Origin of the sequence: Bradyrhizobium sp. SZCCHNS1050 (assembly GCF_032484785.1) — a bacterium.
GTDB lineage: Bacteria > Pseudomonadota > Alphaproteobacteria > Rhizobiales > Xanthobacteraceae > Bradyrhizobium.
The window spans coordinates 4,003,999-4,027,115 of record NZ_JAUETR010000001.1 but is presented as its reverse complement, the minus strand read 5'-3'; the positions used below and the strand labels follow the sequence as shown (position 1 = coordinate 4,027,115).

Below are 23,117 nucleotides of genomic sequence, written 5' to 3'. Positions count from 1 at the left end.
ATCCATTCCTTGAGTGCGGCCGTCAGCCCGCGGCGCATTGCACACAAAGCTAGGGGATCGCGACAGCAGGATGTTGCGCTAGGTCAACCGGCGGACGATCGTTCATGCAAATCAGGCATGATGACCATTACCAATCATCCACGAACATGAACGGACGCATGTGAGCACTGATACGACCCCCGGCCTACACCGGTTCTGGCGCCTGTCGCCTGCGCAGGCAGGCGCAGCGCTGGGCTGCGACCTGGACGGCCTCGGCAGAGCCGACGCCGAGCAGCGGCTGCAACGCTACGGCCGGAATGCCGACTCCCCATCGCATGTCGTGGGGCCGATGCGCGCCGTGCTCCGCCGCCTGCTCGAGCCGCTATCGCTGATCCTGCTGGTGGCCGGCATCATCTCGATGGTGACGGGCGACGTGATCGGCGGCGCCATCATCGTCCTCATCCTCACGCTGTCGATCGGACTCGATACGGTTCAGGAGGGGCATGCCGTCAAGGCGGCCGAGGAGCTCCGCCGCTCCGTGGCCCTGAAGGCCGAGGTCAAGCGGGACGGCGCCTATCGCGAGATCGACGTCGACGCCGTCGTTCCCGGAGACATCCTGCGCGTCCGCGCGGGCGACATCGTTCCTGCCGATGCGCTGATCATCGAAAGCAAGGCCTTCACTGCCGGCGAGGCGGCGCTGACGGGAGAGCCCTATCCCGTGACGAAACAGGCCGGTATTCCCAGCGATGAGAACGACACGTCGAATGCGCTGTTTCGCGGCTCCGTGGCTCAGACCGGAGAGGCCGTCGCGCTCGTCGTCAACACCGGGCCGAACACGATGTTCGGCGCTGCCGCCTCGGCGCTGGCCGAAGCGCAGGCCCGCACGCCGTTCGAGCGCGACCTGCACGAGTTCGGCCTCGTCATCGCGCGGCTGACGCTGGCGCTGGTCGTGATCGTGCTCGCGGTGCGCGTCGTGTTCGGCCGTGATGTGCTCGACTCGCTGTTGTTCTCGGTGGCGCTGGCCGTCGGACTGACGCCCGAGCTGCTGCCGATGATCACCACCGTGACCCTGTCGCGCGGCGCGCTTCGCATGGCCAACCGCAAGGTGATCGTGAAGCGGCTCGCGGCGATCCATGATCTCGGCGCGATGTCGGTGCTGTGCACCGACAAGACGGGAACATTGACCTCAGCAGAGATCACGCTCGCCCGAAGCATCGCGCCCGACGGCAGCGACGACCCGCGAGCCGCGGAGCTCGGCGCGATCGCTGCCGCGCTCGGCGGCGATCGGGGCTCGCTCGACACCGCGCTCATCGCCGGCGCGGACCGTGCGGCAGCAGGATGGACCCTGGGCGGACAGCAGACCTTCGACTTCTCGCGCCGGCTCGGCTCAGTGCTGGCGATCCGCGGGGCAGATCAGATCCTGATCGTGAAGGGCGCGCCAGAGGCGGTGATCGAGCTCTGCACGCAGCAACGGCAGGGCAGCGCGACTACGCCGATCGACACCAGCGGCCGCAACGAGATGTGCGCGCGCGTTCACGCGCTGGCGCGCGAGGGCCTGCGCACGGTCGCAATCGCGTCACGGCCCTGGACCGGCGCGCCGCGCGAGATCGAGACCGATGACGAGCAGGAACTGATCTTCGAGGGTCTGTGCGCGTTCGCCGATCCGCCCAAGCCGACCGCAGCCGCGGCCATCGCACAGCTTGCGCGCGCCGGCATCGCGCTGAAGATCCTTTCCGGCGACGATCCGGTCGTGGTCAAGCGACTGGCCGGGCTGGTCGGACTGAGGGCGGATCGCGTGCTGTCCGGCAGCGACATCGCCGAACTCAGCGATGACGCGCTCGCGGTGCAGGTGCGCTCGGCCGACGCGTTTGGCCGGCTCGCCCCCGATCAGAAATCGCGCATCGTCAAGGCGCTGCAGGCCTCGGGCCACGTCGTCGGCTTCCTGGGTGACGGCATCAACGACGCGCCGGCGCTGAAGGTGGCCGACATCGGCCTGTCGGTCGACGGCGCCACCGCCGTGGCGCAATCCGCCGCCGACATCATCCTGCTCGCCTCCGATCTCGAGGTTGTCGCCAACGGTGTGGAGGAAGGGCGGCGCACCTTCGCCAACATCCTGAAATACGTGCGAATGGGCGCGAGCTCGAATTTCGGCAACATGCTGTCCATGGCGCTCGCTTCGATCATACTGCCCTTCCTGCCGATGCTGCCGACGCAGATCCTGCTCAACAACCTGCTCTATGATCTCTCCGAACTCGGCATCCCGTTCGATCGTGTGAGTCCGCAGGCCACCGCGCGGCCGCAGCGCTGGGACATGAAGCGGCTGCTGCGCTTTGCCGCGATCATGGGCCCGCTGTCGTCGCTGTTCGATTTTCTCACTTTCGGCGCCCTGCTCTATTTGTTCCATGCGACGCCCGACGAGTTCCGGACCGCCTGGTTCCTCGAATCGATGGCGACCCAGATCCTCGTCATCTTCATCATCCGGACCAACGGACGGCCATGGAGCAACCGCGCCGATCCGATGCTGACTGCGTCGTCACTGACCGCGCTCGCCGTCGCGCTCGTCGTGCCCTTCACCCCGGCCGGCGCCTGGTTCGGCTTCGTGGTGCCGCCGATCGCCGTGCTGGCCACCATCGCGGCTCTCGTTATCGCCTATCTGGTCTGCGCCGAAGGTCTCAAATCGGTCGCCGTACAGTCCACGACCTTGCGAACTCACCGGCGGCATCACCACCGCGGTTCATGACCAGCGCCGCTGCATAGTCGCGATGCATCTGCCCTCTTGATAGGCAGCTGCAATTGGTGTCTGTCGACGAGGCCGGGGAGGACCAGCGGCCGGGATGACCGGGCCGGATGCCGCGGCGCACGAACCGGGGCCAACACCGCCGCATGTCTGCCGCCGATCCCACCGCGTCCGCCGCGCCCGCGCGCGCCTGGATCGCCAACCAACCCTATGTGCTGCTCAGCATCACCGCACTGTGCTGGGCCGGCAACGCGATCGTCGGCCGGCTGGCTGCCGGGCACATTCCGCCTGTCACCCTGTCGTTCCTGCGTTGGTCACTGGCGTTCCTGATCATTCTGCCGCTGGCCTGGAAGCAGCTTCGCCAGGACTGGCCGGCGATCCGCTCCAAGCTCGGCGTCATGATCGCGCTGTCGGTGACCGGCATCGGCGCCTTCAACACGCTGCAGTACTGGTCGCTCGAATACACCCAGGCGCTCAACACGCTGCTGCTGCAATCCGGCGGCCCGCTGATCGTGGCGCTCTGGTCGATGCTGCTGCTGCGCGTGCATCTCACTTTGGCGCAGGCCATCGGCATCGTGCTGTCGATGGTCGGCGTGCTGCTGATCCTCACGCGCGGCCATCCGGCCGCGCTCACCGACATCAGCTTCAACAAGGGCGACCTGATCTTCCTGGTCGCGATGGCGGTGTTCGGCTTCTATTCGGTGCTGACGATCAAGCGGCCGCAGATCCATGGCCTGTCGATGGTCGCCTTCACCTTCGGCTGCGGAGCCGCGAGCCTGATCCCGCTGTTGATCTGGGAGCTCAACACGCGCCCGGTGATGGCGCTCGACACCCAGAACCTGCTGTCACTGCTCTACGTCGCGATCTTTCCCTCGACCATCGCCTATCTGTGCTTCAACCGCGGCGTTCTTCTGATCGGCGCCAACCGCGCCGCGCCGTTCTTCCACGTGGTGCCGGTGTTCGGCTCGATCATGGCGTTCGTCTTCCTCGGCGAGCGGCCGCAGATCTTCCACGTGATCGGCTTCGCCCTGGTGCTGAGCGGCGTCTACGCGGCCTCGCGCAAGCAGGCGACATGAGGCGAACGGTTCATCCGAGCGCCTTGAGCGTCATGCACACGGCCATCAGCGACACAAAGCCCACCAGCAGGACGCGCAACCGTTCCGGCGGAACGCGGTTCGCGAGACGCGCGCCGACATCGGTGCCGACCGCGAGGCCGACGATCACCGCGACGAGCGTGGGCCAGGCCGGCATGGCGCCGTGCCGCCAGTAGATCCAGGCGGATGGAAGCGTCGTGGGCACCAGCGTCAGCGCCAGGCTGATCATCTGGGCGCGGTGCTGTGCCATGCCCAGCACCGCGCTCAAGCCAACCACCGTGGCGAGCCCGCCGCCGATCCCAAGAAAGCCTGAGGACACGCCGGCCGCGCAGCCAACTGCAAGGAGCGCTGCTCGATGTGGATCCGGCGCGGCGCCGGTTGCTTCGGCGGACTCCTTCGCCCGTCGCCTGCGCAGCAGCAGAGCATCGAGCAAGAATAGGTAGATCACATAGGCCCATTGCAGGACCGCCGCCGTCGTCCAGTTCGCGATCAGTGCGCCGACGATGCCGCCGACCAGGAATCCCAGGCCGAGCCAGAGCAACACCGCAGCCGTCACCCGATTGCCGCTATCCCAATAGCGCCTGATGCCGGCCGCGCTGGTCGGCGGGATCTGCGCGACCAGCGAGAGCCCTTGCGCGGTGTGCTGCTCGGCGCCGAGCAGCATGACCGCGAACACGACGAGCCCACCACCGGGAGTGACGCCGAGCAGCCCCGAAGTGAAGCCGCCGACCAGCCCGGTGCCGAGACCGGCAATGAGATCAGGAACGCTCGTCATTGAGACCCGCCCGGTACGGTTGGAGAGGCAGTCGCTTCAGGTCATCGCCGCGCCGTGAGTCCCGTCAGCAGCGTCTCGAATGCGGCCATCGCTTCGGATGACGAGAACGGCTCGCCCCACAATCGCTGCAGCACGAACCCCTGGAACATCGCGACGATCGTGCGGGCCATGCTGCGTGGATGAACGGAGCGGTCGATGACGCCGAGCCGCTGGCCCCGCTGCAGCAGCTCGGTGATCAAGACGGCCGGCTTGCGCACACCGTCCGTCACCTGCGCGCGGATATCATCGTCCCGCAGCGCCTCGGCCCAGAGCTGCAGCGCGATGCGCCGGTGGCGCAGGCCCTCTTCCTTTTGCATGTCTGCCAACGAGGCGCGCGCGATGGCGCGCAACGCTTCCAACGGATCAGAAATCTCACGCGCCGTGGCCAACAGGGCGGCATCACGGGCATGGCGATGCTCGCCGATCGCCTGAATGAGCTCTTCCTTGCTGGCGAAATGGCCGTAGATGCAGCCCGCGCTCAAACCAGATTGCGCAATGACATCGGCGATCGTGGTCTGATGGAATCCCTGCCGGGCAAAGCAGGCCTCGGCGGCCTGCAGGATCTCGTCCCGGCGCGCGGCCATCGTCTCGGGCTTGAGTTTCGGCATGCGCAGCTCCTGCCGAGCCGTTGCAGGGTTGCGGCTGTCGGCTCGATGGCGTTCCCGTCTGCGATGAGCATACAAAACGAATATTCGTTTTGTAAAGGAGGCCCATTGGTGTTTCGACATGGCGGCCTTCCGCCCGGCGCTCTTGTCCCGCCCGCCATTTCGGGCACAAGCTCCGGTCAACAAGAGAAGCCGATTCCTTGCCCACCGCATCGCATCCGACCTCGCCGCTGGCCTGGCTCAACAACCAGCCCTATCTGCTTCTGACGCTGGCCTCGCTGTTCTGGGCCGGCAACATCGTGCTGGCGCGCTATGTCGCCGGGCACGTGCCGCCGCTGACCCTGTCCTGCATCCGCTGGATCGGAACTTTCCTGATGCTGTGGCCGTTCGCGCGGACGCATCTCGTACGCGACTGGCGTACCTTGCTGGCCAGCTGGCCGCTGCTGCTGGTGCTGGCGCTGACCGGCTTCGCCATCAACAATGCGCTGTCCTACTGGGCGATGCAGTACACCCAGGCGCTCAACGGGCTGCTGATCCAATCCTCGGCCCCCCTGTTCGTAGCGCTATGGTCGCTCGTGCTGTTCGGGGTCAGGCTGACGGCGGCGCAGTTCGCCGGCATCGCGATATCCTTGACCGGCGTGCTGGTCATTCTGCTGCGCGGAGACCTCGGCGCATTGGCCGCCATTCAGTTCAACCGCGGTGACTTGATGTTCGCCGGGGCGCTGCTGGTGTTCGGGATCTACTCGGCGGTCATGACGCGGCGGCCGGCCGTGCACCAGCTGTCGCTGATCTCGTGCTGCACGGCCTTGGGCGCCCTGCTGCTGCTGCCGCTGGCCGCGTGGGAATACGCGTCCGGCTTCGTGCTGCAGCTCGATCTGTTATCGCTCCTGACCCTCGGCTACGTCGTGGTGTTCGCCTCGACGCTCGCCTATCTGTTCTTCAATCGCGGCATCGGCCTGATCGGGCCGAACCGCGCCGCGCCGTTTCTGCATCTGGTGCCGCTGTTCGGCTCGGTGCTGGCGATCCTGCTGCTCGGCGAGGAGCTGAAGCCGTTTCATCTGATCGGCTACGCGCTGGTCATCGCCGGCGTGATCATCGCCTCCCGCACCGGCCGCACCAAGGTCGCGTGAGCGCCTGCAAGCTCACGCCGTGCTTTCAAGGCCAGGCCCGGTCCATCACCGCTGCGACTAGGCCGTGCGCACCTTCGCCATGAAGCCATCGACGGCCCGCTGCAGCAGGCTCGACTGGCTGTCGAGCTCACGTGCGCTCGACAGCACTTCGGCGGCAGCCATGCCTGTCGCTTCCGCCGCCTTGGTCACGCCGCCGATGTGCGCGCTGATCTCGTTCGAGCCGGCGGCGACCGACTGGATGTTGCGCGCGATCTCGCGCGTCGCGTCGCCCTGCTGGGCGATCGAGGTCGAGATCGAATTGGTGATCTCGCTCATCTGCGCAATGGTCTGGGTGATGCCGCTGATGGCGGTGACCGCATCCTGGGTCGAGGTCTGCATCGCCGCGACCTGCGCCGAAATCTCCTCGGTCGCCTTCGCCGTCTGGTTGGCGAGTGCCTTCACCTCCGAGGCGACGACGGCAAAGCCCTTGCCGGACTCGCCGGCGCGCGCGGCTTCGATGGTGGCGTTCAGCGCCAGCAGGTTGGTCTGCGCCGCGATCGAGTGGATCAGCTTGACGACCTCGCCGATCTTCTCGGCGCCGGTCGACAGCACCTGAACGGTGGCATTGGTGCGCTCCGCATCGCCCACGGCTTTGCTCGCAATCTCGCTGGAACGGGCGACCTGGCGCGAAATCTCATTGACCGAGCTCGACAGCTCTTCGGCCGCGGCCGCGACCGTGCCGACATTGTCATTGGCGCTCTGGGTGGCGGCGCTGACGGTCGAGGCGCGCGAGCTGGCATCGCTCGCGGTCGAGGTCATCGATTGCGCGGTGTGCTGCATGCCCTCGGCCGCCGACGCCACCGAGCGGACGATGCCGTTGACGCTGCGCTCGAAGTCGGCGGCCAAATTCTGCATGGCCGCGGTCCGTTCGGCGGCCGCACGCTGCTGGGTGGCGGCCTCGGCCTGCTCGAGCTCGCGCATCCGCAGCGCGTTGTCCTTGAAGATCTGGACAGTGGAGGCCATCCCGCCGATCTCGTCGCCGCGGCCGACACCGGGAATCTCGCCCTCGAGCCGGCCATCGGCGATCTCGCGCATGCGGACGCCGAGACGATCGAGCGGCACGCTGATGCTGCGGCTGATCAGCCAGGCGATCCCGCCGGCGACGACCGCGATGCCTGCGCAGGCCACCCAGATCAGCCACTTCAGCGGCTTCATCTTCGCGTCGAGATCGTCAACATAGACGCCGGTGCCCACGAACGTATTCCAACCGGGAATCATCACGGCATAGGAGATCTTGCGGGTCGGCTGCTCCTGGCCGGGGCGCAGGTATTCGTAGTGCAAGGTGACTTCGCCATCCTTGGCAACGCCGTCGCGCAGCTCGACGACGAGCTTACGGCCGTTGAGCTCGAAATCGATCACGTTCGAGCCGCGCTGCTTCGGATCCTGGGACAGCACCACATTGCCGTCCATCGTATAGGCGAACAGATAGCCCGTGCCCTTGTCGAAGGTCATCGTTCTCCCGCGATTGACGAACTCGTCGAGCGCGGCCTCCTTCGTCAATTTGCCGGCTTCGACATCCTTGATGAGGCCGAGGGCCATGTTACGCGCGGTCTCGACGATCGCCCGGCACTGTTCGATGCGGGCATTGACCATCTCCTTTTGCATCAGAGTGCCGGCAAACGTACCGGCCGCGGCAAGGCCCAGCATCGCCACGCCGACGACGATGGCGAGCTTGGGGGCAATCTTCAGGTTGTTCAGCAGCACGCAACGAACTCCGCCCGGTCCCCGATCGACGACCTCGATCTGTCAAGGTGAGCCGCTGGTTAACTGATCAGGCGATGGTTAGAGTTCGGTTGCGAACGCCCTCCGTAGAATCCCGGATCAGCTCGGGGCAACGGCATCCCGGACCGGGACCGCAGCGGAGGCCGGCCGCAACGGCGCGAACTCCTCGGCGGTCAGCGTCTCCTTGGCAATCAGGAGCGCGACGCCGCGCTCGAGGTCCGGGCGATGGCTTTCGAGAATCGCCCTGGCACGGGCATCGCCGTCTGCAATCAGATCCCGGACGGCGAGGTCGATCTCGCGCCCGGTCTCCTCCGCGGCCGACACGATCTGATCCTGTGGCTGCAGGAACGACACCTGTGGACGCGGCGCGTAGGTGCGCTGCCCGACGGTCGCATCCATCCCGTATTTGGTGACCATCTCGATCGCGATCTCGGTCGCGCGCTGCAGATCGTCGGCGGCGCCGGTCGAGACATCGCCATCGAAGATCAACTGCTCGGAAGCCCGTCCGCCCATCAGCACGGCGATGCGGTTCTTCAACTCGCTGACCGCGAGCAGGAAGCGATCCTCGGTCGGGCGCTGCATCGTGTAGCCGAGCGCGCCGACGCCGCGCGGAATGATCGAGACCTTCTGCACCGGATCGACGCCGACGAGATTGGCCGCGACCAGCGCGTGACCCATCTCGTGATAGGCGACACGGCGGCGCTCGGCGGGACTGAGCACGCGGCTCTTCTTCTCGATGCCGGCGACGATGCGCTCGATCGCCATCGTGAAATCGTCGAACGTCACCTCGTGGCCCTTGCGGCGGGTCGCCGCGATCGCGGCCTCGTTGATCAGGTTGGCGAGGTCGGCGCCGGTGAAGCCGGTCGTCAGTGCCGCGACCTTGTCGAGATCGACGCTGTCGGCGACCGTGATCTTGCGGACATGCACCTTGAGGATTGCGAGCCGCCCGCCCCTGTCAGGGCGGTCGACCAGCACCTGGCGATCGAAGCGGCCGGCGCGCATGAGCGCGGGATCGAGGATCTCCGGCCGGTTTGTCGCGGCGAGCAGGATGACGCCGGAGCTTGGGTCGAAGCCGTCGAGCTCCGCCAGCAATTGATTGAGCGTCTGCTCCTTCTCGTCGTAGCCGCCAAACTGGCCGCCGACGCTTCGGCTGCGGCCAAGCGCGTCGAGCTCATCGATGAAGATGATGCAAGGCGCGGCCTTGCGGGCCTGCTCGAACAAATCGCGCACGCGGGCAGCGCCGACGCCGACGAACATCTCCACGAACTCGGATCCGGAGATCGAGAAGAACGCCACACCCGCTTCGCCCGCTACCGCGCGGGCGAGCAGGGTCTTGCCGGTGCCGGGCGGGCCAACCAGCAGGATGCCCTTGGGCACGTGTGCGCCGAGCCGGCCATAGCTCTTCGGATCCTTCAGGAACTGCACCACCTCCTGCAGCTCGAACTTGGCCTCGTCGACACCGGCGACATCGGCAAAGGTGACCTTGGTGTCGGTCTCGACATAGACCTTGGCGCGCGACTTGCCGATCGACATCAGACCGCCGAAGCCCTGGCGATCCATCACCTTGCGGCCGAGGAACACCCAGATGAGATAGAACATCAGCGCCGGCACGACCCAGGACAGCAGCGCCTGAATCAGCCCGCCCGAGGGCACACCAGTCACCGTCACGCCCTTTGCGGCAAGCTTCGCGGCCAGCGGCGGATCGACGCGCGCGGTGATGAACGACGTCTTGCCGTCGGACTGCTTGTCCTTGAACTTGCCCTGGATGGTGTCCTGGCTGACCGACACCTCGGAGATCTTGCCCTGCTCGATCAGCTGCTCGAACTGGCTATAGGGAATCGTCTCGACCGTGTTGTAGGTCGTCAGAAGCCATTGCAGCAGCAGCATGCCGACGCCGGCGAGGAAGATGTAGCCGACGGCGACGGCCTGCTTGCGGGTGTTCGGGTCGGATTCCATGTCGGCGCTCTCGGTCGAGATCGATCACGGCCGGACAGGACGTGATCGAACGGGGTCCCACTCGCGCATAACAGGGCCGGGACCGGGCGGCTTGTCATGGATCAAACGGCGCCGATCCCACGCCGGGCAATCAGCCCGACGGCTGCAACACGATCGACTTGTCCTTCGGCCAGCGCACACGCCAGGCGAAGGCGATATCCTTGGCCTCGCCGGGTCTGGCGTCGATCACCCATTCGACGACACCACGCCGGTCGCGGACGTTGGTCGAGGCCGGCGGCGTGGTCGCGGGAAGCATCTCAACCGTGATCTCCTCGTTCTCGCTGACCGGCAGTTGATCCTGGATCGCGACCTTGATCGGGAAATCATGCGCGTTGCGGACCGTGGTTTTGAAGGCGCGCTCGTCGATCTTCGCCGTCGTCACGATCAGACCGGCCGAACCTTCGTTCCGTTTGACGACACTGCGCTCGACTTTGACCTTGTCGTCGGCCCCGAAGCCGACATGAACGACCTCGTCCTTGCCGGCCGACGCCAATCTGCTAGTGCCGACGAACATGCCGTCGCGATAGATCGAGACCTTGCCCGGCAGCAGCGGAGCGTCATCGCCCAGCACGAAGCTCGCCTCGATATAGGCGGTGGGATCGACGACCGGGGCCGTACGAATGACGAGCTCCGGCGTGATCGTCGCCGTCGAGATGCGCAGGCTCTTCGCGCCCTCATTGGCGGCGACGCTGACGCGTCCGGGCACGCGGAAGACGGTCTGGAAGGCGCTGATCTCGACCGTCGTCTCACGCTCCTCGGCGCGCTTTGCAGCCTCCGGTGCCGGTGCCGGCAGTTCGGCCACGCGCCTCATGGCCCTGTCGGACAATGTCCCGAGTTGCACCGTCGGCGGATATTGCGCGATCATCGTCCTGAGTTCCGGCGCGCTGCTGCCGCGATCGGTGCGGACCGTCGAGACCGCGAGGGCGACGTCCGACCAGTCCTCACCCGTGCTCTGCTGAATCTCCGCACGACGCACCAGCTCCAATGCGGACTTGCGATCCTTTGCCGAGGTATCGAGACGGGCGTCGTACACCGGCACCCAGCGGGCGTTGCGGACGACGTAGGTCACGCGCAAGGTCGCCCTGGTTGCGACCGCAGCCGACAGCTCGACCTGGACTTCCAGCCGGCTCGGCGGCTTAGCCGCGCGATCGGCTTGCAGGCGGGCGATCTCGCGATCCAGGTCGCGCTGCTTGCGCTCGGCTTCGCGAATGGTCGCATCGGCCTGGCCGACCTCTTCGCCGACGGCCGCGAACGCGGTGCGCCATTCCGCAATCGGGCGTGCTTCGCCCTTGTCCCGCAACGCCGCGGTCGATCCGTCCGCAAACCGCTCGACGAATTTCTTGCGGGCGAGCGCCGCGGCAATCGCGCCGTCGATGTTGGCGCGCTCGTCCTTCAAGGCCTCGATGCGCCGGTCGATCTCGGGCAGGTTGCCCGGCGGCACCGCACGCGGCGGCTTGGCATCGACGGAGCCGATCATGAGCTTGGCCCCGGCCTCGCCCTCCACCCGCAGCGAGGCGACATCGAGCCCGAGCGGAAAGTCCCTGGCGATCGCCGTCGTGTCACCGGCGGGAAGATCGAGCGAGATGATGCGGGTTACGGTCGCGCCGTCCGGATAGACGGTGACGGCATCGACGGTCGAGCTCGCATCCAGGTTTGCGGCATGGCCGGGGGCTGCCGTCAGGGCCGCGCCTAGAACGAGCCCCGTGGTCGCCAGACATATTGTTCGCATCGTCATCGCTCCCTCCGCACTTCCAGCACCCGCAGGACCGGACCAGCCGGTCCCTTGCCCGGCTTTAGACGCGACGAGAGATAGCCCGGTTCAATTGAAGCCCCCGGGGAAAGGCGATCATTCGAATGCAGTCGAGAATGCAAAAAGGCAGCGCGGCCGGAACGCCGCGTTGCCTTCTTTGCTCGGCCGATACGGCCAGGCAATCAGAACGCCAGCGCCTTGGCCTGCTTGACCTGCGGCAATGCCTGGATCTTGGCGAGCAGATCCGCCGGCACCGCACCGTCGACCTCGACCAGCGCGATCGCGTCGCTTCCCGGCGCGACACGGCCGAGATGGAAGGTCGCGATGTTGATCTTCGCGTCGCCTAGGAGGCTTGCGAACTTGCCGATGAAGCCCGGCTTATCCTCGTTGGTGACGTAGATCATCGACTTGCCGAACTCGGCGTCGACACGGATCCCCTTGATGTCGACGAGGCGCGGCTTGCCGTCGGCGTAGACCGTGCCCGACACCGCGCGCTCCTGATGCTCGGTGGTGACCGCGACCGTGATCAGGCTCTCATAGTCGCTCTCGCCGGCGCGCAGCACCTCGTCGACGATCATGCCGCGCTCCTTGGCGATCACCGGCGCCGACACGACGTTGACCTCGCCCAGCATCGGCCGCAGCAGCCCGGCCAGCACCGCCGAGGTCAGCGCCCGGGTCTTCATCTCGGCGACGTGGCCTTCATAGGTGATCTGGATCTTGGTGATGCTGCTTTCGGTGAGCTGGCCCGCGAACGAGCCGAGTTTCTCGGCGAGCGCGATGAACGGCGTCAGCTTGGGCGCTTCTTCCGCGGTGATCGACGGGAAGTTGATCGCGTTCGAGATCGCGCCGGTGAGCAGGTAGTCCGACATCTGCTCGGCGATCTGCAGCGCGACGTTCTCCTGCGCTTCCGTGGTCGAGGCGCCGAGATGCGGCGTGCAGATCACGTTGGCATGGCCGAACAGCGGATTGCTGGTCGCCGGCTCCTCGGCGAACACGTCGAGGGCCGCGCCCGCGACATGCTTGCTGTTGAGGGCCTCGAGCAGCGCCTGCTCGTCGACCAGGCCGCCGCGCGCGCAATTGATGATGCGCACGCCCTGCTTCATCTTGGCGATCGCCGCGGCATCGATGATGTTGCGGGTCTTGTCGGTGAGCGGCGTATGCAACGTGATGAAGTCGGCGCGCTTCAGCAGCTCCTCGAGCTCGACCTTCTCGACGCCGAGATCGAGGGCGCGCTCCTCGGTGAGGAACGGATCGAAGCCGATCACCTTCATGCGCAGGCCCTGCGCGCGGTCGCAGACGATCGAGCCGATATTGCCGCAGCCGATCACGCCCAGCGTCTTGCCGGTGATCTCGACGCCCATGAAGCGGTTCTTCTCCCACTTGCCGGCCTGGGTCGAGGCGTCCGCCTGCGGAATCTCGCGCGCCAGCGACAGCATCATCGTGATCGCGTGCTCGGCGGTCGTGATCGAATTGCCGAACGGCGTATTCATCACGATGATGCCCTTGGCGGTCGCCGCGGGGATTTCGACATTGTCGACCCCGATGCCGGCGCGGCCGATCACCTTGAGCCGCTTGGCACGCTCGATGATCTTGGCCGTGGCCTTGGTCGCGGAGCGGATCGCAAGGCCGTCATAGTCGCCGATGATGTCGGCGAGCTTGTCCTTGTCCTTGCCGAGATTGGGCTGGAAGTCGACCTCGATGCCGCGATCCTTGAAGATCTGCACGGCAGCCGGGGAAAGTGCGTCGGAAATGAGAACTTTGGGTTTGGACATGACGATGTTCCTTCACGCCTCTCGCGAGAGAGGGACAGCGCATCGGCGCCGGAATGGGTGGAAGCAATCGAATCGTAGGGTGGGCCAAGCGCAGCGTGCCCACCGGTCTTTCGCGTCGGTTGACGTTGATGGTGGGCACGGCGCTTCGCGCCTTTGCCCACCCTACGCGTCTTGAATTTCGTCATTGCGAGGAGCGGAGCGACGAAGCAATCCAGACTTTCTTCGTGGCCCTGGATTGCTTCGCTGCGCTCGCAATGACGGCACGAAGAGCGTGCGTCACGCCGCCTTCGGCAGCGCGGCCTTGGCTTCGGCGAACGCCCAGTCGATCCACTGCGTCAGCAGCGCGACGTCGTTGGCTTCCACCGTCGCGCCGCACCAGATGCGCAGCCCCGCCGGTGCATCACGATAGTGCGCGAAGTCGAAGCCGGCGTTCTCCTTCTCGACCAGCGACACCAGCTTCTTGGCGAACTCCGCCTGGGCATCGGCCGAAAGCGATGTGATCGCGGGATCGACGACCTTGAGGCACACCGAGGTGTTGGAGCGGATGGCGGGATCCTGGGCGAGAAAGTCGATCCACGGCGTCCGCGCCTTCCAGTCGGCGAGGACCTTGGTGTTGGCGTCGGCGCGGGCGATCAGCGCCCTGAGGCCGCCGATCGACTTGCCCCAGTTCAGCGCGTCCAGATAGTCCTCGACGCACAGCATCGAGGGCGTGTTGATGGTCTCGCCCTCGAAAATGCCGGCGTTGAGCTTGCCGCCCTTGGTGAGGCGGAAGATCTTCGGCAGCGGCCAGGCTGGCTTGTAGGTCTCGAGACGCGCCACCGCGCGCGGCGAGAGGATGAGCATGCCATGCGCGGCCTCGCCGCCGAGCGCCTTCTGCCAGGAGAACGTGACGACGTCGAGCTTCGGCCAATCGAGGGCTTGCGCGAATGCGGCCGAGGTGGCGTCGCAGATCGTCAGGCCTTCCCGGCTCGCGCTGATCCAGTCGGCATTCGGCACGCGCACGCCTGACGTGGTGCCGTTCCAGGTGAAGACGACGTCACTGGCCGGATCGACCTTGGACAGATCCGGGATCTCGCCATAGCCGGCGTGCAGCTTGGTGACATCCTTGAGCTTGAGCTCCTTGACGATGTCGCTGACCCAGCCCTCACCGAAGGATTCCCAGGCGATCGTGGTGACAGGCCGCGCACCGAGCAGCGACCACAGCGCCATCTCGACCGCGCCGGTGTCGGACGCGGGCACGATGCCGATCTTGTAGTCGGCGGGCACTTCGAGGACGTCGCGCGTCAGCTCGATGGCCTGCTTGAGCTTCGCCTTGCCAATCTTCGCGCGATGCGAGCGGCCGAGGGGAGCGTCTTTGAGGTTTTCGGAGGTCCATCCGGGGCGCTTGGCGCAGGGGCCGGAGGAGAAGTGCGGCACGGCAGGCCGCTGCGATGGTTTCGCTGCAGTCATCGTCTATCCTTCCAGATAGTAAGCCTCCCGTTGGGGGGAGGTGTCCCGCTGGCGTGAATACGGGAAGGGTCGTTCCGCGTCAAGGAACTTCGCGCGCCGCCTGTCTGCGTTCACGCGGTCGTGCTGGCATGCAAGCGAATGCAATTCATTCCGGCGCGGCGCCGACCGGTGCCTGACCGGCCGGCGGACGATGCAGGAAGGTCATCGAGCCGTAGGCGCCGATCCAGGAGCCGACCGCCGCGAATGCGACGTAGATCCAGTTCTCCGTGTAGCTGATCACCGCGAATGACGACAGCATGTACCAGATCGAGCTCCAGGTCGCCGCTGACAGCCGTCGCTTGGCAACGACCGCCGACGTGAACATGACGTAGACCGCGTCGGTGGCTGCCGTCGCCAGCACGACACCGAAGGCCGTCAGTGGATTGATCGCCGACATCGTCCCCTCCTCCTCGTTGTACTGCACCATGCGACGTCATTGTTTCGTCGAACGCATCCATGCACAATGACGCGATCTGCACGCGCCGAACAACAAGGATAGAAGAATGGAACGCGTCCGTCTCGGGAGGAGCCCGCTCGACATCACCCGACTCGGTCTCGGGACGGCGCCGCTCGGCGGTCTTTTCGAACCGGTCAGCGACGGCGATGCCGAAGCCACGATCGCCGCGGCGTGGGCGCGCGGCGTGCGCTTCTACGACACCGCGCCGCTCTACGGCTTCGGCCTCGCCGAGCAGAGGCTCGGTGCATTTCTGCGCCGGCAGCCGCGCGACAGCTATGTGATCTCGACCAAGGTCGGCCGGCTGCTGCGGCCGGACCCGACCGCCTCGGGCGACGATCCGCACTACAAGGGCACGCCGCCGCTGCGGCCGCGGTTCGATTACTCCTATGACGGCGTGATGCGTTCGGTCGAGGAGAGCCTGGTCCGGCTCGGCCTCGATCGCATCGACATCCTGCTCGTGCACGATCCCGACGATCACTATGACGAGGCCGTGGCCGGCGCCTTTCGCGCGCTGCAGCGGCTGCGCGACGACGGCAGCATCCGGGCGATCGGCGCCGGCATGAACCAGTCGGAGATGCTGACGCGCTTTGCGCAGGCCGTTCCGGTCGACTGCTTTCTCCTGGCGGGCCGTTACACGCTGCTCGACCAGGGCGCGCTGACGACGCTCTTTCCGATCTGCCGCGAGAACAACATCGCCATCATTCTCGGCGGCATCTACAACAGCGGCATTCTCGCCAACCCTCACGGGCCGGCGAAGTTCAACTACGAAGATGCCGATGCCGCGCTGGTGGCGCGGGCGCGCCAGCTCGATGCGCTGTGCAGACAGCACGGCACCGAGCTCAAGGCTGCCGCGATCCAGTTCTGCCTGGCCCATCCCGCCGTGACCGTCGGCCTGCAGGGCGCCCGCAATGCGCAGGAGGCGGCCGATAACATCGCGATGGCGCAAGCTCCGATCCCGCCCGCCTTCTGGCGCGACCTGCGTGCCAGCAATCTCGTCGATGCCCGGGCGCCGCTGCCGGGAGACGCGCCATGAGCCGTGTCATCGATGCGCATCAGCACTTCTGGGATCCCGGTCGCGCCGACTATCCGTGGATGGCCGGCGACGCGCTGGCGCCGATCCGCCGTCCGTTCGGTCCCGCCGACCTCGCCCCGCTGCTGGCCGAGAACGCTCTCGACGCCAGCATCCTGGTGCAGACCCGCTCGTCGCTCGACGAGACCGAGGAATTCCTGCGCATCGCCCATGCGACGCCATTCGTCGGCGGGGTCGTCGGCTGGGTCGACCTGAGCGATCCGTCGGTAGGGTCGACGATCGACCGGCTGCGCGGCCTGCCCGGCGGCGACAGGCTGGTCGGCATCCGCCACCAGGTCCATGACGAGGCCGATCCGGCGTGGATCTTTCGCGGCGACGTCAGGCGCGGCCTCGACAGCGTGTTCGCGCACGACCTGACGTACGATCTGCTGGTGCGCACGCGAGAGCTGCCAGCGGCGATTGCGACGGTGCGCGCCTTTCCAAGAGCGCGCTTCGTGCTGGACCACGCCGCCAAGCCGCCGATCGCAACCGGCTTCGATCAGGACTGGGCCGATCGCATCGCCGAGCTCGCGGCTTGCAGCAATGTCTGGTGCAAGGTGTCGGGGCTCGCCACGGAAGCCGTCTGGACCGACTGGGACGCGGAGCGGCTGCAGCCGTACGTGACACATGTGGCGCGCTGCTTCGGCGCCGACAGGCTGATCTTCGGCTCGGACTGGCCGGTCTGCCTGCTCGCCGGCAGCTACCGTGAAATCAAGCAGGCGCTCGAGCGCTGCCTGACACAGCTCGGCTCGGACATCCGCGACAAGGCGTTCGGCCCGAACGCCGTCGCGGCCTACCGCCTGCCGCGCTGATCAGAACCGCATCACCATGCCGAAATGGCTCTTGGCGAAGCCGAGCCGCCCGTAGAAGCGTTGCGCGTCGGTGCGGCTTTGATGCGTCATCAGCTCGACCAGATTGCAGCGCTGCTTGCGCGCCTCGGCGATCGCCCATTGCAGCAGCTGCTCGCCGATGCCGCGGCTGCGGCGGTCGGTGGCGACCCGAACATCCTCGACCAGCGCGCGCGACGCGCCTTGCGAGCTGAGCCCGGGCAGGATGCAGAGTTGCAGGCAGCCGACCACCCGGCCCGCCTCCTCGGCAACGATCAGGGTGATGTTCCCATCCCGCGCGATCGTCTCGAACGCGTCGTAGTAGGACTGCGGCAACGGCTGCTCGAGGCGCTCGCGCGCCCGGCCGAGATGATCGTCGGCGAGCATGGCGACAATGGCAGCGACGTCGTCGCGCTGCGCAGGACGGATGCTGACGGACATCGGCATACAGGACAGGCTTGCAATCAGCTCAGAACTTGTAGCCGAGGCCCGCGCGCACCGTATTGATGCTGGTGTCGACCGTCGAGGTGAAGCGGACGTATTCGTATTCGGCCCGCGCAAACAGGCCGCCGACCAGATTGACGTCGACGCCGAGACCGGCGCTGTAGCCGTAGATCAGGTGATTGTGCTGAAGGTTGTTGGCGCTGAGCGGCGCAAGCGGCGTGTAGGTGCCGAGAAATGTCGTGCTGACCCGGTCCTGAACCGTCACGGACTGGCCGATATCTGCGTTGCCGAGTGCAAGGCCGAAAAATGCGTAGGGCAGGAAGCAACCCATCGCATAGCCGGCACGACCGCGGATCGTCGCCATGTCGGTGATCGAGATCTGCGAGGACTGCGTCGACGTCACGGCGTGGAAGTTGCCGTCGGTCAGTGCAGCCGTGCTGACGAGCGTGCGGCTCGAAGAGGCCATGCCGCCGTATTTGCCGTGCAGATAGCTCGCCTCGACGCCGAGCACGACGTCGTCCCACTGACTGTTGTAGCCGACGAAGGCGCCGAAGCCCGATGCGCGCGAGGATTGCTTGCCGAGATTCGGGTTCCAGGACGATACCTGCATCTGGCTCTCGATCAGCGTGTTGGCCAACACCGCCGCCGTCATGTTCTTGGTCGAGCCGTTGAAATTCTCATCGGACGAGCCGTAGCCGCCCTGGACGCCCACATAGTAACCGTCCCAGATGACCCGCGAATTGTTCAGGCCCTCGGTCAGGCCGCCGCGCAGGATCGGAAGGTCGGACAAGTCCGCGGCCTGGGCCGCGGAGACCATGCCGCACACCGAAACCGCCACCACCAGGCTACGCATCGCAACGCTCCAATCAGCACTTGACTCTCTGTTCCGATCATCGCGCGTTAACCTTAATCATTCGTTGTCGCAGCGCTCTGCACGGAAATTCTTTCAGCGAGAGCGCGCGCTTCGCCCGATCAGAAACGCGAAACGGCGCGGGAGGCCCGCGCCGTTCGTTCGATTTGCAGTGAGGGCGAGCGCTCGATTCAGCCCTTGCGGATCAGCGCCGGCATCGGCGGCGGCGGAGGATTGTCGAAATTCCAGCGCACGCCGAGCTTCAGGTCGTGCGAGGTGATGTCCTTGAACTTGAAGACGTTGCCGGTGGTGTTGCCGACGTAGTCGGACAGAACACCGGTCTGCCCGTGACCGAGATCGACGTAGCTGTAGGCCAGCTCCAGCACCAGGTTCGGATTGACGTTGTAAGCCAGACCGGCATGGGCCGCCCATGCGAAATTCCATTTCGAGGAGGTCGGCGCCGTCGCGAAGCTCGTGGTCGTGAACGGCAGGTTGTTGATGCCCGTGTCGGTGAAATTCGAAATCGTCACCCGCGCACCACCGACACCCGCGCCGATGAACGGCGTCACGCACCACCAGGTGCCGAGATCGACATAGGCGTTGGCGAGCACCAGCCATTCGGACTTGCTGCCGCTGTAATTGTCGATGCCGCTGTAGGGCACGCCGCCCGCCGTTGCATTGAAGCGGTCGGTGGCCTTGAAGTTCGCATTGCCGCGATACTGGCCGGTGACGTCGGCGCGGAACCAGCTGTTGAAGCGATAGCCGACGCCGACGCCGTAGATGCCCGCGGTATCGAACGCCGAGGTCTGGTTGAACGACGTCATCGGCGTATAGGCGGATTCGCGCGAGTAATGGACGTCCTTGACCTTCTGATTGCTGAAACCGATGTCGCCGCGCAGATACCAGCCACCGAAATCGGCCGCCGGCGGCGGCGCGTAGACCGGAGGGGGCATGATGGGCATGTCGGCAGCGAAGATCGAAGTGGAAAACAGAGTGGCCGCTCCGGCGGCGATCAGAAACTTAACGCTACGCATTTTTTCGTCCCTTTGGCCGGTGAAGCAATCGGAGAATTGCTTCCACATCACGCTGATGCCACACTATCACGCCAAATGCTTAAGCAGCGCTTAACCCTAATAATTAAGGTTGATTTTTCATGAGCGCGCGGAGTCGTTAACGGCCAAGCAACCCCTCCTAACAATTCGTTAGCGACAATTTTGACCGCAGGATGAAGAACAACTAATTAGTTGAGTCCCATCTCAATCGGTCGCAGCCAAGGCGCTGGCGCGCAGGCGATCGCGTCCGGCAGTCCGACGCGCCCTGCTCGCTCAGGCACATCCGCTCCCATCAGCTTGCGAGCAGAGAAGGGACCAACAAAAAGGCCTGCCATCCGACGTCGATGGCAGGCCGCAGAGATTGATATATTCCCGTCCGCGATCAAGCAGCAGCCGCAGCGTTGCCGACGGCAGCGACGATCTCGTCGACGACCTCTTCGACCAGATCGCGGTCGTCACCCTCGCCCATCACGCGGATCACCGGCTCGGTTCCGGAGGAGCGTACGAGCAGTCGGCCATGGCCGTTGAGGCGCTTCTGTCCGGTGTCGATCGCCGACTTCACCTCGTCCGCGTCGAGCGGCTTGCCGCTGCGATAGCGGACGTTCTTGAGAATCTGCGGCAGCGGGTCGAAGCGATGGCAGACCTCGGAGACCGGACGGCGCAGCCTCTGCACCGTCGCCAGCACCTGCAGCGCCGCGACGAAGCCGTCGCCCGTCGTCGCGTAATCCGAGAGAATGATATGGCCCGACTGCTCACCGCCGAGATTGTAGCCGTCGGCCAGCATGCGCTCGAGCACATAGCGGTCGCCGACCGGCGTACGCACCAGCTCGAGCCCCAGCCCCTGCAGGAAGCGCTCGAGGCCGAGATTGGACATCACCGTCGCGACGATACCGGCGCGCGCCAAGCGGCCGTCTTCCTTCCAGCTCTGCGCGATGACCGCGAGCAGCTGATCGCCATCGACGATGTGGCCGCGCTCGTCGACCAGGATCACGCGATCCGCGTCGCCGTCGAGCGCGATGCCGATGTCGGCGCGCATTTCCCGTACCTTCCGGCACAGTGCCTCCGGCGAGGTCGAGCCGCATTCCTTGTTGATGTTGAAGCCGTCCGGCTCCACGCCGATCGAGATCACATCGGCGCCGAGCTCCCACAGCGCCTCGGGCACGACCTTGTAGGCCGCGCCGTTGGCGCAATCGACCACGACGCGAAGACCGTCGAGCGAGAGATCGCGCGGCAGGGTGCGCTTGGCGAATTCGATGTAGCGATCGTGCACGCCGTCGATGCGGCGGGCGCGGCCGAGGCTCGCGCTCTGCGCCAGCTTCTTGTCGAGCGATTCATCGAGCAGTTGCTCGATCTGCCTCTCGACATCGTCGGACAGCTTGAAACCCTGCGGCCCGAACAGCTTGATGCCGTTGTCCTCGAACAGATTGTGTGAGGCCGAGATCATGACGCCGAGATCGGCGCGCATCGACTTGGTGAGCATGGCGACCGCGGGCGTCGGCATCGGGCCGACCAGCAGCACGTCCATGCCGACCGAGGTGAAGCCGGCCACCATGGCGTATTCGATCATGTACCCGGAAAGGCGTGTATCCTTGCCGATCACCACCCGGTGGCGATGCTCGCCGCGCTGGAACAGAAGACCTGCGGCCTGCCCGACCTTGAGCGCGAGTTCCGGCGTGATCAGGCCGTTGGCGCGGCCACGAATCCCATCGGTCCCGAAATAGTTACGGCTCATATGACCCCCAGCAACGGCTTCTGGATTTCGTTACCGGCGGGCGCGAATCACAGGACCCGCCCTGCCGGTCAGCCCGCGGGTTATAGTCGCCTTAAGGCTAAGATGGCTTCAAAAAATGTGATGAATCATTACCACGAAACCGCCATGACCTCTGTAAGCCGTTGTTAAGACTAATTTTTCATTCGACCTGACGGCTCTGGAGGGCTCACCCGTCGGAGCCCCGCCGCAGCAGGAAGGTGCTCGCTCCGGCAGCCCTGACGTCGTGTTGTTGCGGCACGCTCGCAGTTTGCGTGTCTTGCCCGGCCGCCGTGGCGGTTCCCAAGTTGGATTTGGCAGGCGCCGCAAAGATGCTAGAGGACTGCCCCAGCCCTAAGAAACGAGACGCCGGTGGGGAGCCGAAGACCGCGATGAAACACGTCACCTGCATTGAAGACCTGCGCCTGCTGCACAAGCGCCGCGTGCCCAAAGCCTTCTTCGACTACGCCGATCGTGGCTCCTATGCCGAGGAGACGCTGCGCGCCAATCGCGAGGATCTGCAGAAGATCAAGTTCCGCCAGCGCATCCTGGTCGACGTCTCCAAGCGCGATCTGTCGACAACGATCCTCGGCGAGCCCTCGTCGATGCCGCTGATCCTGGCGCCGGTCGGCCTCCTGGGCATGCAGCACGGCGACGGCGAGATTCACGCCTGCCGCGCGGCGCAGGCCGCCGGCATCCCGTTCACGCAGAGCACGATGTCGATCTGCTCGATCGAGGACATCGCGGGCAGCGTCGAGAAGCCGTTCTGGTTCCAGCTCTACGTCATGAAGGACCGCGGCTTCATCAAGGCCCTGGTCGAGCGCGCGATCGCTGCGAAGTGCAGCGCACTATGCTTGACCGTCGACCTGCAGGTGATCGGCCAGCGCCACCAGGACATCAAGAACGGCATGAGCGTGCCGCCGGAATGGACGCTGTCGAAGCTGTTCGACTTCGCCACCAAGCCGGCCTGGGTGCAGGGCGTGCTGCAGGGCAAGCGCCGCACCTTCGGCAACATCGCCGGCCACGTGAAGAACACCGAGGATCTCACCAAGCTCTCGGCCTGGACCGCCGCGCAGTTCGACACCTCGCTGAACTGGAAGGACGTCGACTGGATCCGCTCGATCTGGCCGGGCAAGCTGATCATCAAGGGCATCCACGACATCGAGGACGCCAAGCTCGCGGTCGAGACCGGCGCGCAGGCGATGGTCGTCTCCAACCACGGCGGCCGCCAGCTCGACGGCGCGCCGTCCTCGATCCACGTCCTGCCCGGCATCGCCGAGGCGGTCGGCGACAAGATCGAGATCATGTTCGATGGCGGCATCCGCTCCGGCCAGGACGTGATGCGTGCGCTCGCGCTCGGTGCCAAATCCTGCATGCTCGGCCGCGCCTATGCCTACGGCCTCGGCGCCGGCGGCCAGGCCGGCGTCGCCAAGGCCATCGACATCATCCGCAACGAGCTCTTGACGACGATGGGCCTGTGCGGCGTCAACACGGTGGCCGAGATCGACCGGAAGGTGCTGGCGGATTAGCTCGAGAATCGGCGAGC

At 65.8% G+C, this 23,117-nt stretch carries 18 protein-coding genes; 6 read left to right on the top strand and 12 right to left on the bottom strand.

The window, feature by feature from the left end; translation table 11 throughout:
• The first annotated feature begins 160 nt into the window (after positions 1-160).
• The gene (gene mgtA / locus QX094_RS18180; RefSeq protein WP_315827653.1) at positions 161-2,719 is read left to right on the top strand and encodes a magnesium-translocating P-type ATPase; all 2,559 of its coding nucleotides are present in this window, start codon (positions 161-163) and stop codon (positions 2,717-2,719) included.
• 143 nt (positions 2,720-2,862) lie between these two features.
• Complete coding sequence (locus QX094_RS18175) at positions 2,863-3,792, top strand: DMT family transporter (protein ID WP_315827652.1); 930 nt, start codon at positions 2,863-2,865, stop codon at positions 3,790-3,792.
• A 10-nt stretch (positions 3,793-3,802) separates the two neighbouring features.
• Here the strand turns inward: QX094_RS18175 and QX094_RS18170 are convergent, their stop codons facing one another.
• Together QX094_RS18170 and QX094_RS18165 are read right to left on the bottom strand one after the other, a co-directional pair.
• Complete coding sequence (locus tag QX094_RS18170) at positions 3,803-4,585, bottom strand: sulfite exporter TauE/SafE family protein (protein ID WP_315714134.1); 783 nt, start codon at positions 4,583-4,585, stop codon at positions 3,803-3,805.
• A 41-nt stretch (positions 4,586-4,626) separates the two neighbouring features.
• A complete protein-coding gene (locus QX094_RS18165) occupies positions 4,627-5,352 on the bottom strand; it encodes a TetR/AcrR family transcriptional regulator (RefSeq protein ID WP_316176090.1) in 726 nt (241 codons plus the stop codon).
• Positions 5,353-5,429: 77 nt separating this feature from the next.
• On the opposite strand from QX094_RS18165, the gene QX094_RS18160 reads away from it, so the two are divergent.
• Positions 5,430-6,359 (top strand): DMT family transporter, encoded by a 930-nt coding sequence (locus QX094_RS18160; protein ID WP_315750076.1) that lies wholly within the window; start codon positions 5,430-5,432, stop codon positions 6,357-6,359.
• A 57-nt stretch (positions 6,360-6,416) separates the two neighbouring features.
• Here the strand turns inward: QX094_RS18160 and QX094_RS18155 are convergent, their stop codons facing one another.
• The 6 genes from QX094_RS18155 to QX094_RS18130 all read right to left on the bottom strand — a co-directional run bounded on the left by QX094_RS18155 (position 6,417) and on the right by QX094_RS18130 (position 15,522).
• On the bottom strand, positions 6,417-8,102 hold the full coding sequence (locus tag QX094_RS18155) for a methyl-accepting chemotaxis protein (RefSeq protein WP_316166523.1): 1,686 nt from the start codon (positions 8,100-8,102) through the stop codon (positions 6,417-6,419).
• A 117-nt stretch (positions 8,103-8,219) separates the two neighbouring features.
• Positions 8,220-10,076, bottom strand: coding sequence for an ATP-dependent zinc metalloprotease FtsH (gene ftsH, locus QX094_RS18150; RefSeq protein ID WP_316176089.1), 1,857 nt, complete (start codon positions 10,074-10,076; stop codon positions 8,220-8,222).
• Between the two features lie 130 nt (positions 10,077-10,206).
• On the bottom strand, positions 10,207-11,850 hold the full coding sequence (locus QX094_RS18145; protein ID WP_316166522.1) for a mucoidy inhibitor MuiA family protein: 1,644 nt from the start codon (positions 11,848-11,850) through the stop codon (positions 10,207-10,209).
• Positions 11,851-12,047: 197 nt separating this feature from the next.
• Positions 12,048-13,637: a phosphoglycerate dehydrogenase gene (gene serA / locus QX094_RS18140; RefSeq protein ID WP_316166520.1), complete on the bottom strand. Its 1,590-nt coding sequence runs from the start codon at positions 13,635-13,637 to the stop codon at positions 12,048-12,050.
• Between the two features lie 276 nt (positions 13,638-13,913).
• The gene (locus tag QX094_RS18135) at positions 13,914-15,086 is read right to left on the bottom strand and encodes a phosphoserine transaminase (RefSeq protein ID WP_315714128.1); all 1,173 of its coding nucleotides are present in this window, start codon (positions 15,084-15,086) and stop codon (positions 13,914-13,916) included.
• A gap of 145 nt (positions 15,087-15,231) precedes the next feature.
• Entirely contained in the window at positions 15,232-15,522 is a 291-nt protein-coding gene (locus QX094_RS18130) for a hypothetical protein (protein ID WP_315714383.1), read from the bottom strand.
• Positions 15,523-15,628: 106 nt separating this feature from the next.
• On the opposite strand from QX094_RS18130, the gene QX094_RS18125 reads away from it, so the two are divergent.
• Positions 15,629-16,615: an aldo/keto reductase gene (locus tag QX094_RS18125; protein ID WP_315714127.1), complete on the top strand. Its 987-nt coding sequence runs from the start codon at positions 15,629-15,631 to the stop codon at positions 16,613-16,615.
• Positions 16,612-17,463: an amidohydrolase family protein gene (locus QX094_RS18120; protein WP_315714126.1), complete on the top strand. Its 852-nt coding sequence runs from the start codon at positions 16,612-16,614 to the stop codon at positions 17,461-17,463. Before QX094_RS18125 ends, QX094_RS18120 begins: the two co-directional genes overlap by 4 nt.
• On the opposite strand, the gene QX094_RS18115 is transcribed toward QX094_RS18120, so the two are convergent.
• The 4 genes from QX094_RS18115 to glmM all read right to left on the bottom strand — a co-directional run bounded on the left by QX094_RS18115 (position 17,464) and on the right by glmM (position 21,556).
• On the bottom strand, positions 17,464-17,919 hold the full coding sequence (locus tag QX094_RS18115) for a GNAT family N-acetyltransferase (RefSeq protein ID WP_315714125.1): 456 nt from the start codon (positions 17,917-17,919) through the stop codon (positions 17,464-17,466).
• A gap of 28 nt (positions 17,920-17,947) precedes the next feature.
• A complete protein-coding gene (locus tag QX094_RS18110; protein ID WP_315714124.1) occupies positions 17,948-18,775 on the bottom strand; it encodes an outer membrane protein in 828 nt (275 codons plus the stop codon).
• Positions 18,776-18,963: 188 nt separating this feature from the next.
• Positions 18,964-19,806 carry an outer membrane protein gene (locus QX094_RS18105; protein WP_315714123.1) on the bottom strand — a complete coding sequence of 281 codons (843 nt, stop codon included), beginning with the start codon at positions 19,804-19,806 and terminating at the stop codon, positions 18,964-18,966.
• A gap of 400 nt (positions 19,807-20,206) precedes the next feature.
• Positions 20,207-21,556, bottom strand: a complete 1,350-nt coding sequence (glmM, locus tag QX094_RS18100; protein ID WP_315714122.1) for a phosphoglucosamine mutase — start codon at positions 21,554-21,556, stop codon at positions 20,207-20,209.
• 407 nt (positions 21,557-21,963) lie between these two features.
• Between glmM and QX094_RS18095 the strand changes: the two genes are divergently transcribed.
• Positions 21,964-23,100: an alpha-hydroxy acid oxidase gene (locus QX094_RS18095; protein ID WP_315714121.1), complete on the top strand. Its 1,137-nt coding sequence runs from the start codon at positions 21,964-21,966 to the stop codon at positions 23,098-23,100.
• Positions 23,101-23,117 lie beyond the last annotated feature (17 nt).

Excerpts from the sequence above, each read along its gene's own strand:
- QX094_RS18175 (WP_315827652.1), top strand. The coding sequence starts at position 2,863 with ATGTCTGCCGCCGATCCCACCGCGTCCGCCGCGCCCGCGCGCGCCTGG.
- QX094_RS18170 (WP_315714134.1), bottom strand. The coding sequence starts at position 4,585 with ATGACGAGCGTTCCTGATCTCATTGCCGGTCTCGGCACCGGGCTGGTC.
- QX094_RS18165 (WP_316176090.1), bottom strand. The coding sequence starts at position 5,352 with ATGTCGAAACACCAATGGGCCTCCTTTACAAAACGAATATTCGTTTTG.
- ftsH (WP_316176089.1), bottom strand. The coding sequence starts at position 10,076 with ATGGAATCCGACCCGAACACCCGCAAGCAGGCCGTCGCCGTCGGCTAC.
- QX094_RS18145 (WP_316166522.1), bottom strand. The coding sequence starts at position 11,850 with ATGACGATGCGAACAATATGTCTGGCGACCACGGGGCTCGTTCTAGGC.
- serA (WP_316166520.1), bottom strand. The coding sequence starts at position 13,637 with ATGTCCAAACCCAAAGTTCTCATTTCCGACGCACTTTCCCCGGCTGCC.
- QX094_RS18135 (WP_315714128.1), bottom strand. The coding sequence starts at position 15,086 with ATGACTGCAGCGAAACCATCGCAGCGGCCTGCCGTGCCGCACTTCTCC.
- QX094_RS18130 (WP_315714383.1), bottom strand. The coding sequence starts at position 15,522 with ATGTCGGCGATCAATCCACTGACGGCCTTCGGTGTCGTGCTGGCGACG.
- QX094_RS18125 (WP_315714127.1), top strand. The coding sequence starts at position 15,629 with ATGGAACGCGTCCGTCTCGGGAGGAGCCCGCTCGACATCACCCGACTC.
- QX094_RS18120 (WP_315714126.1), top strand. The coding sequence starts at position 16,612 with ATGAGCCGTGTCATCGATGCGCATCAGCACTTCTGGGATCCCGGTCGC.
- QX094_RS18115 (WP_315714125.1), bottom strand. The coding sequence starts at position 17,919 with ATGTCCGTCAGCATCCGTCCTGCGCAGCGCGACGACGTCGCTGCCATT.
- QX094_RS18110 (WP_315714124.1), bottom strand. The coding sequence starts at position 18,775 with ATGCGTAGCCTGGTGGTGGCGGTTTCGGTGTGCGGCATGGTCTCCGCG.
- QX094_RS18105 (WP_315714123.1), bottom strand. The coding sequence starts at position 19,806 with ATGCGTAGCGTTAAGTTTCTGATCGCCGCCGGAGCGGCCACTCTGTTT.
- glmM (WP_315714122.1), bottom strand. The coding sequence starts at position 21,556 with ATGAGCCGTAACTATTTCGGGACCGATGGGATTCGTGGCCGCGCCAAC.
- QX094_RS18095 (WP_315714121.1), top strand. The coding sequence starts at position 21,964 with ATGAAACACGTCACCTGCATTGAAGACCTGCGCCTGCTGCACAAGCGC.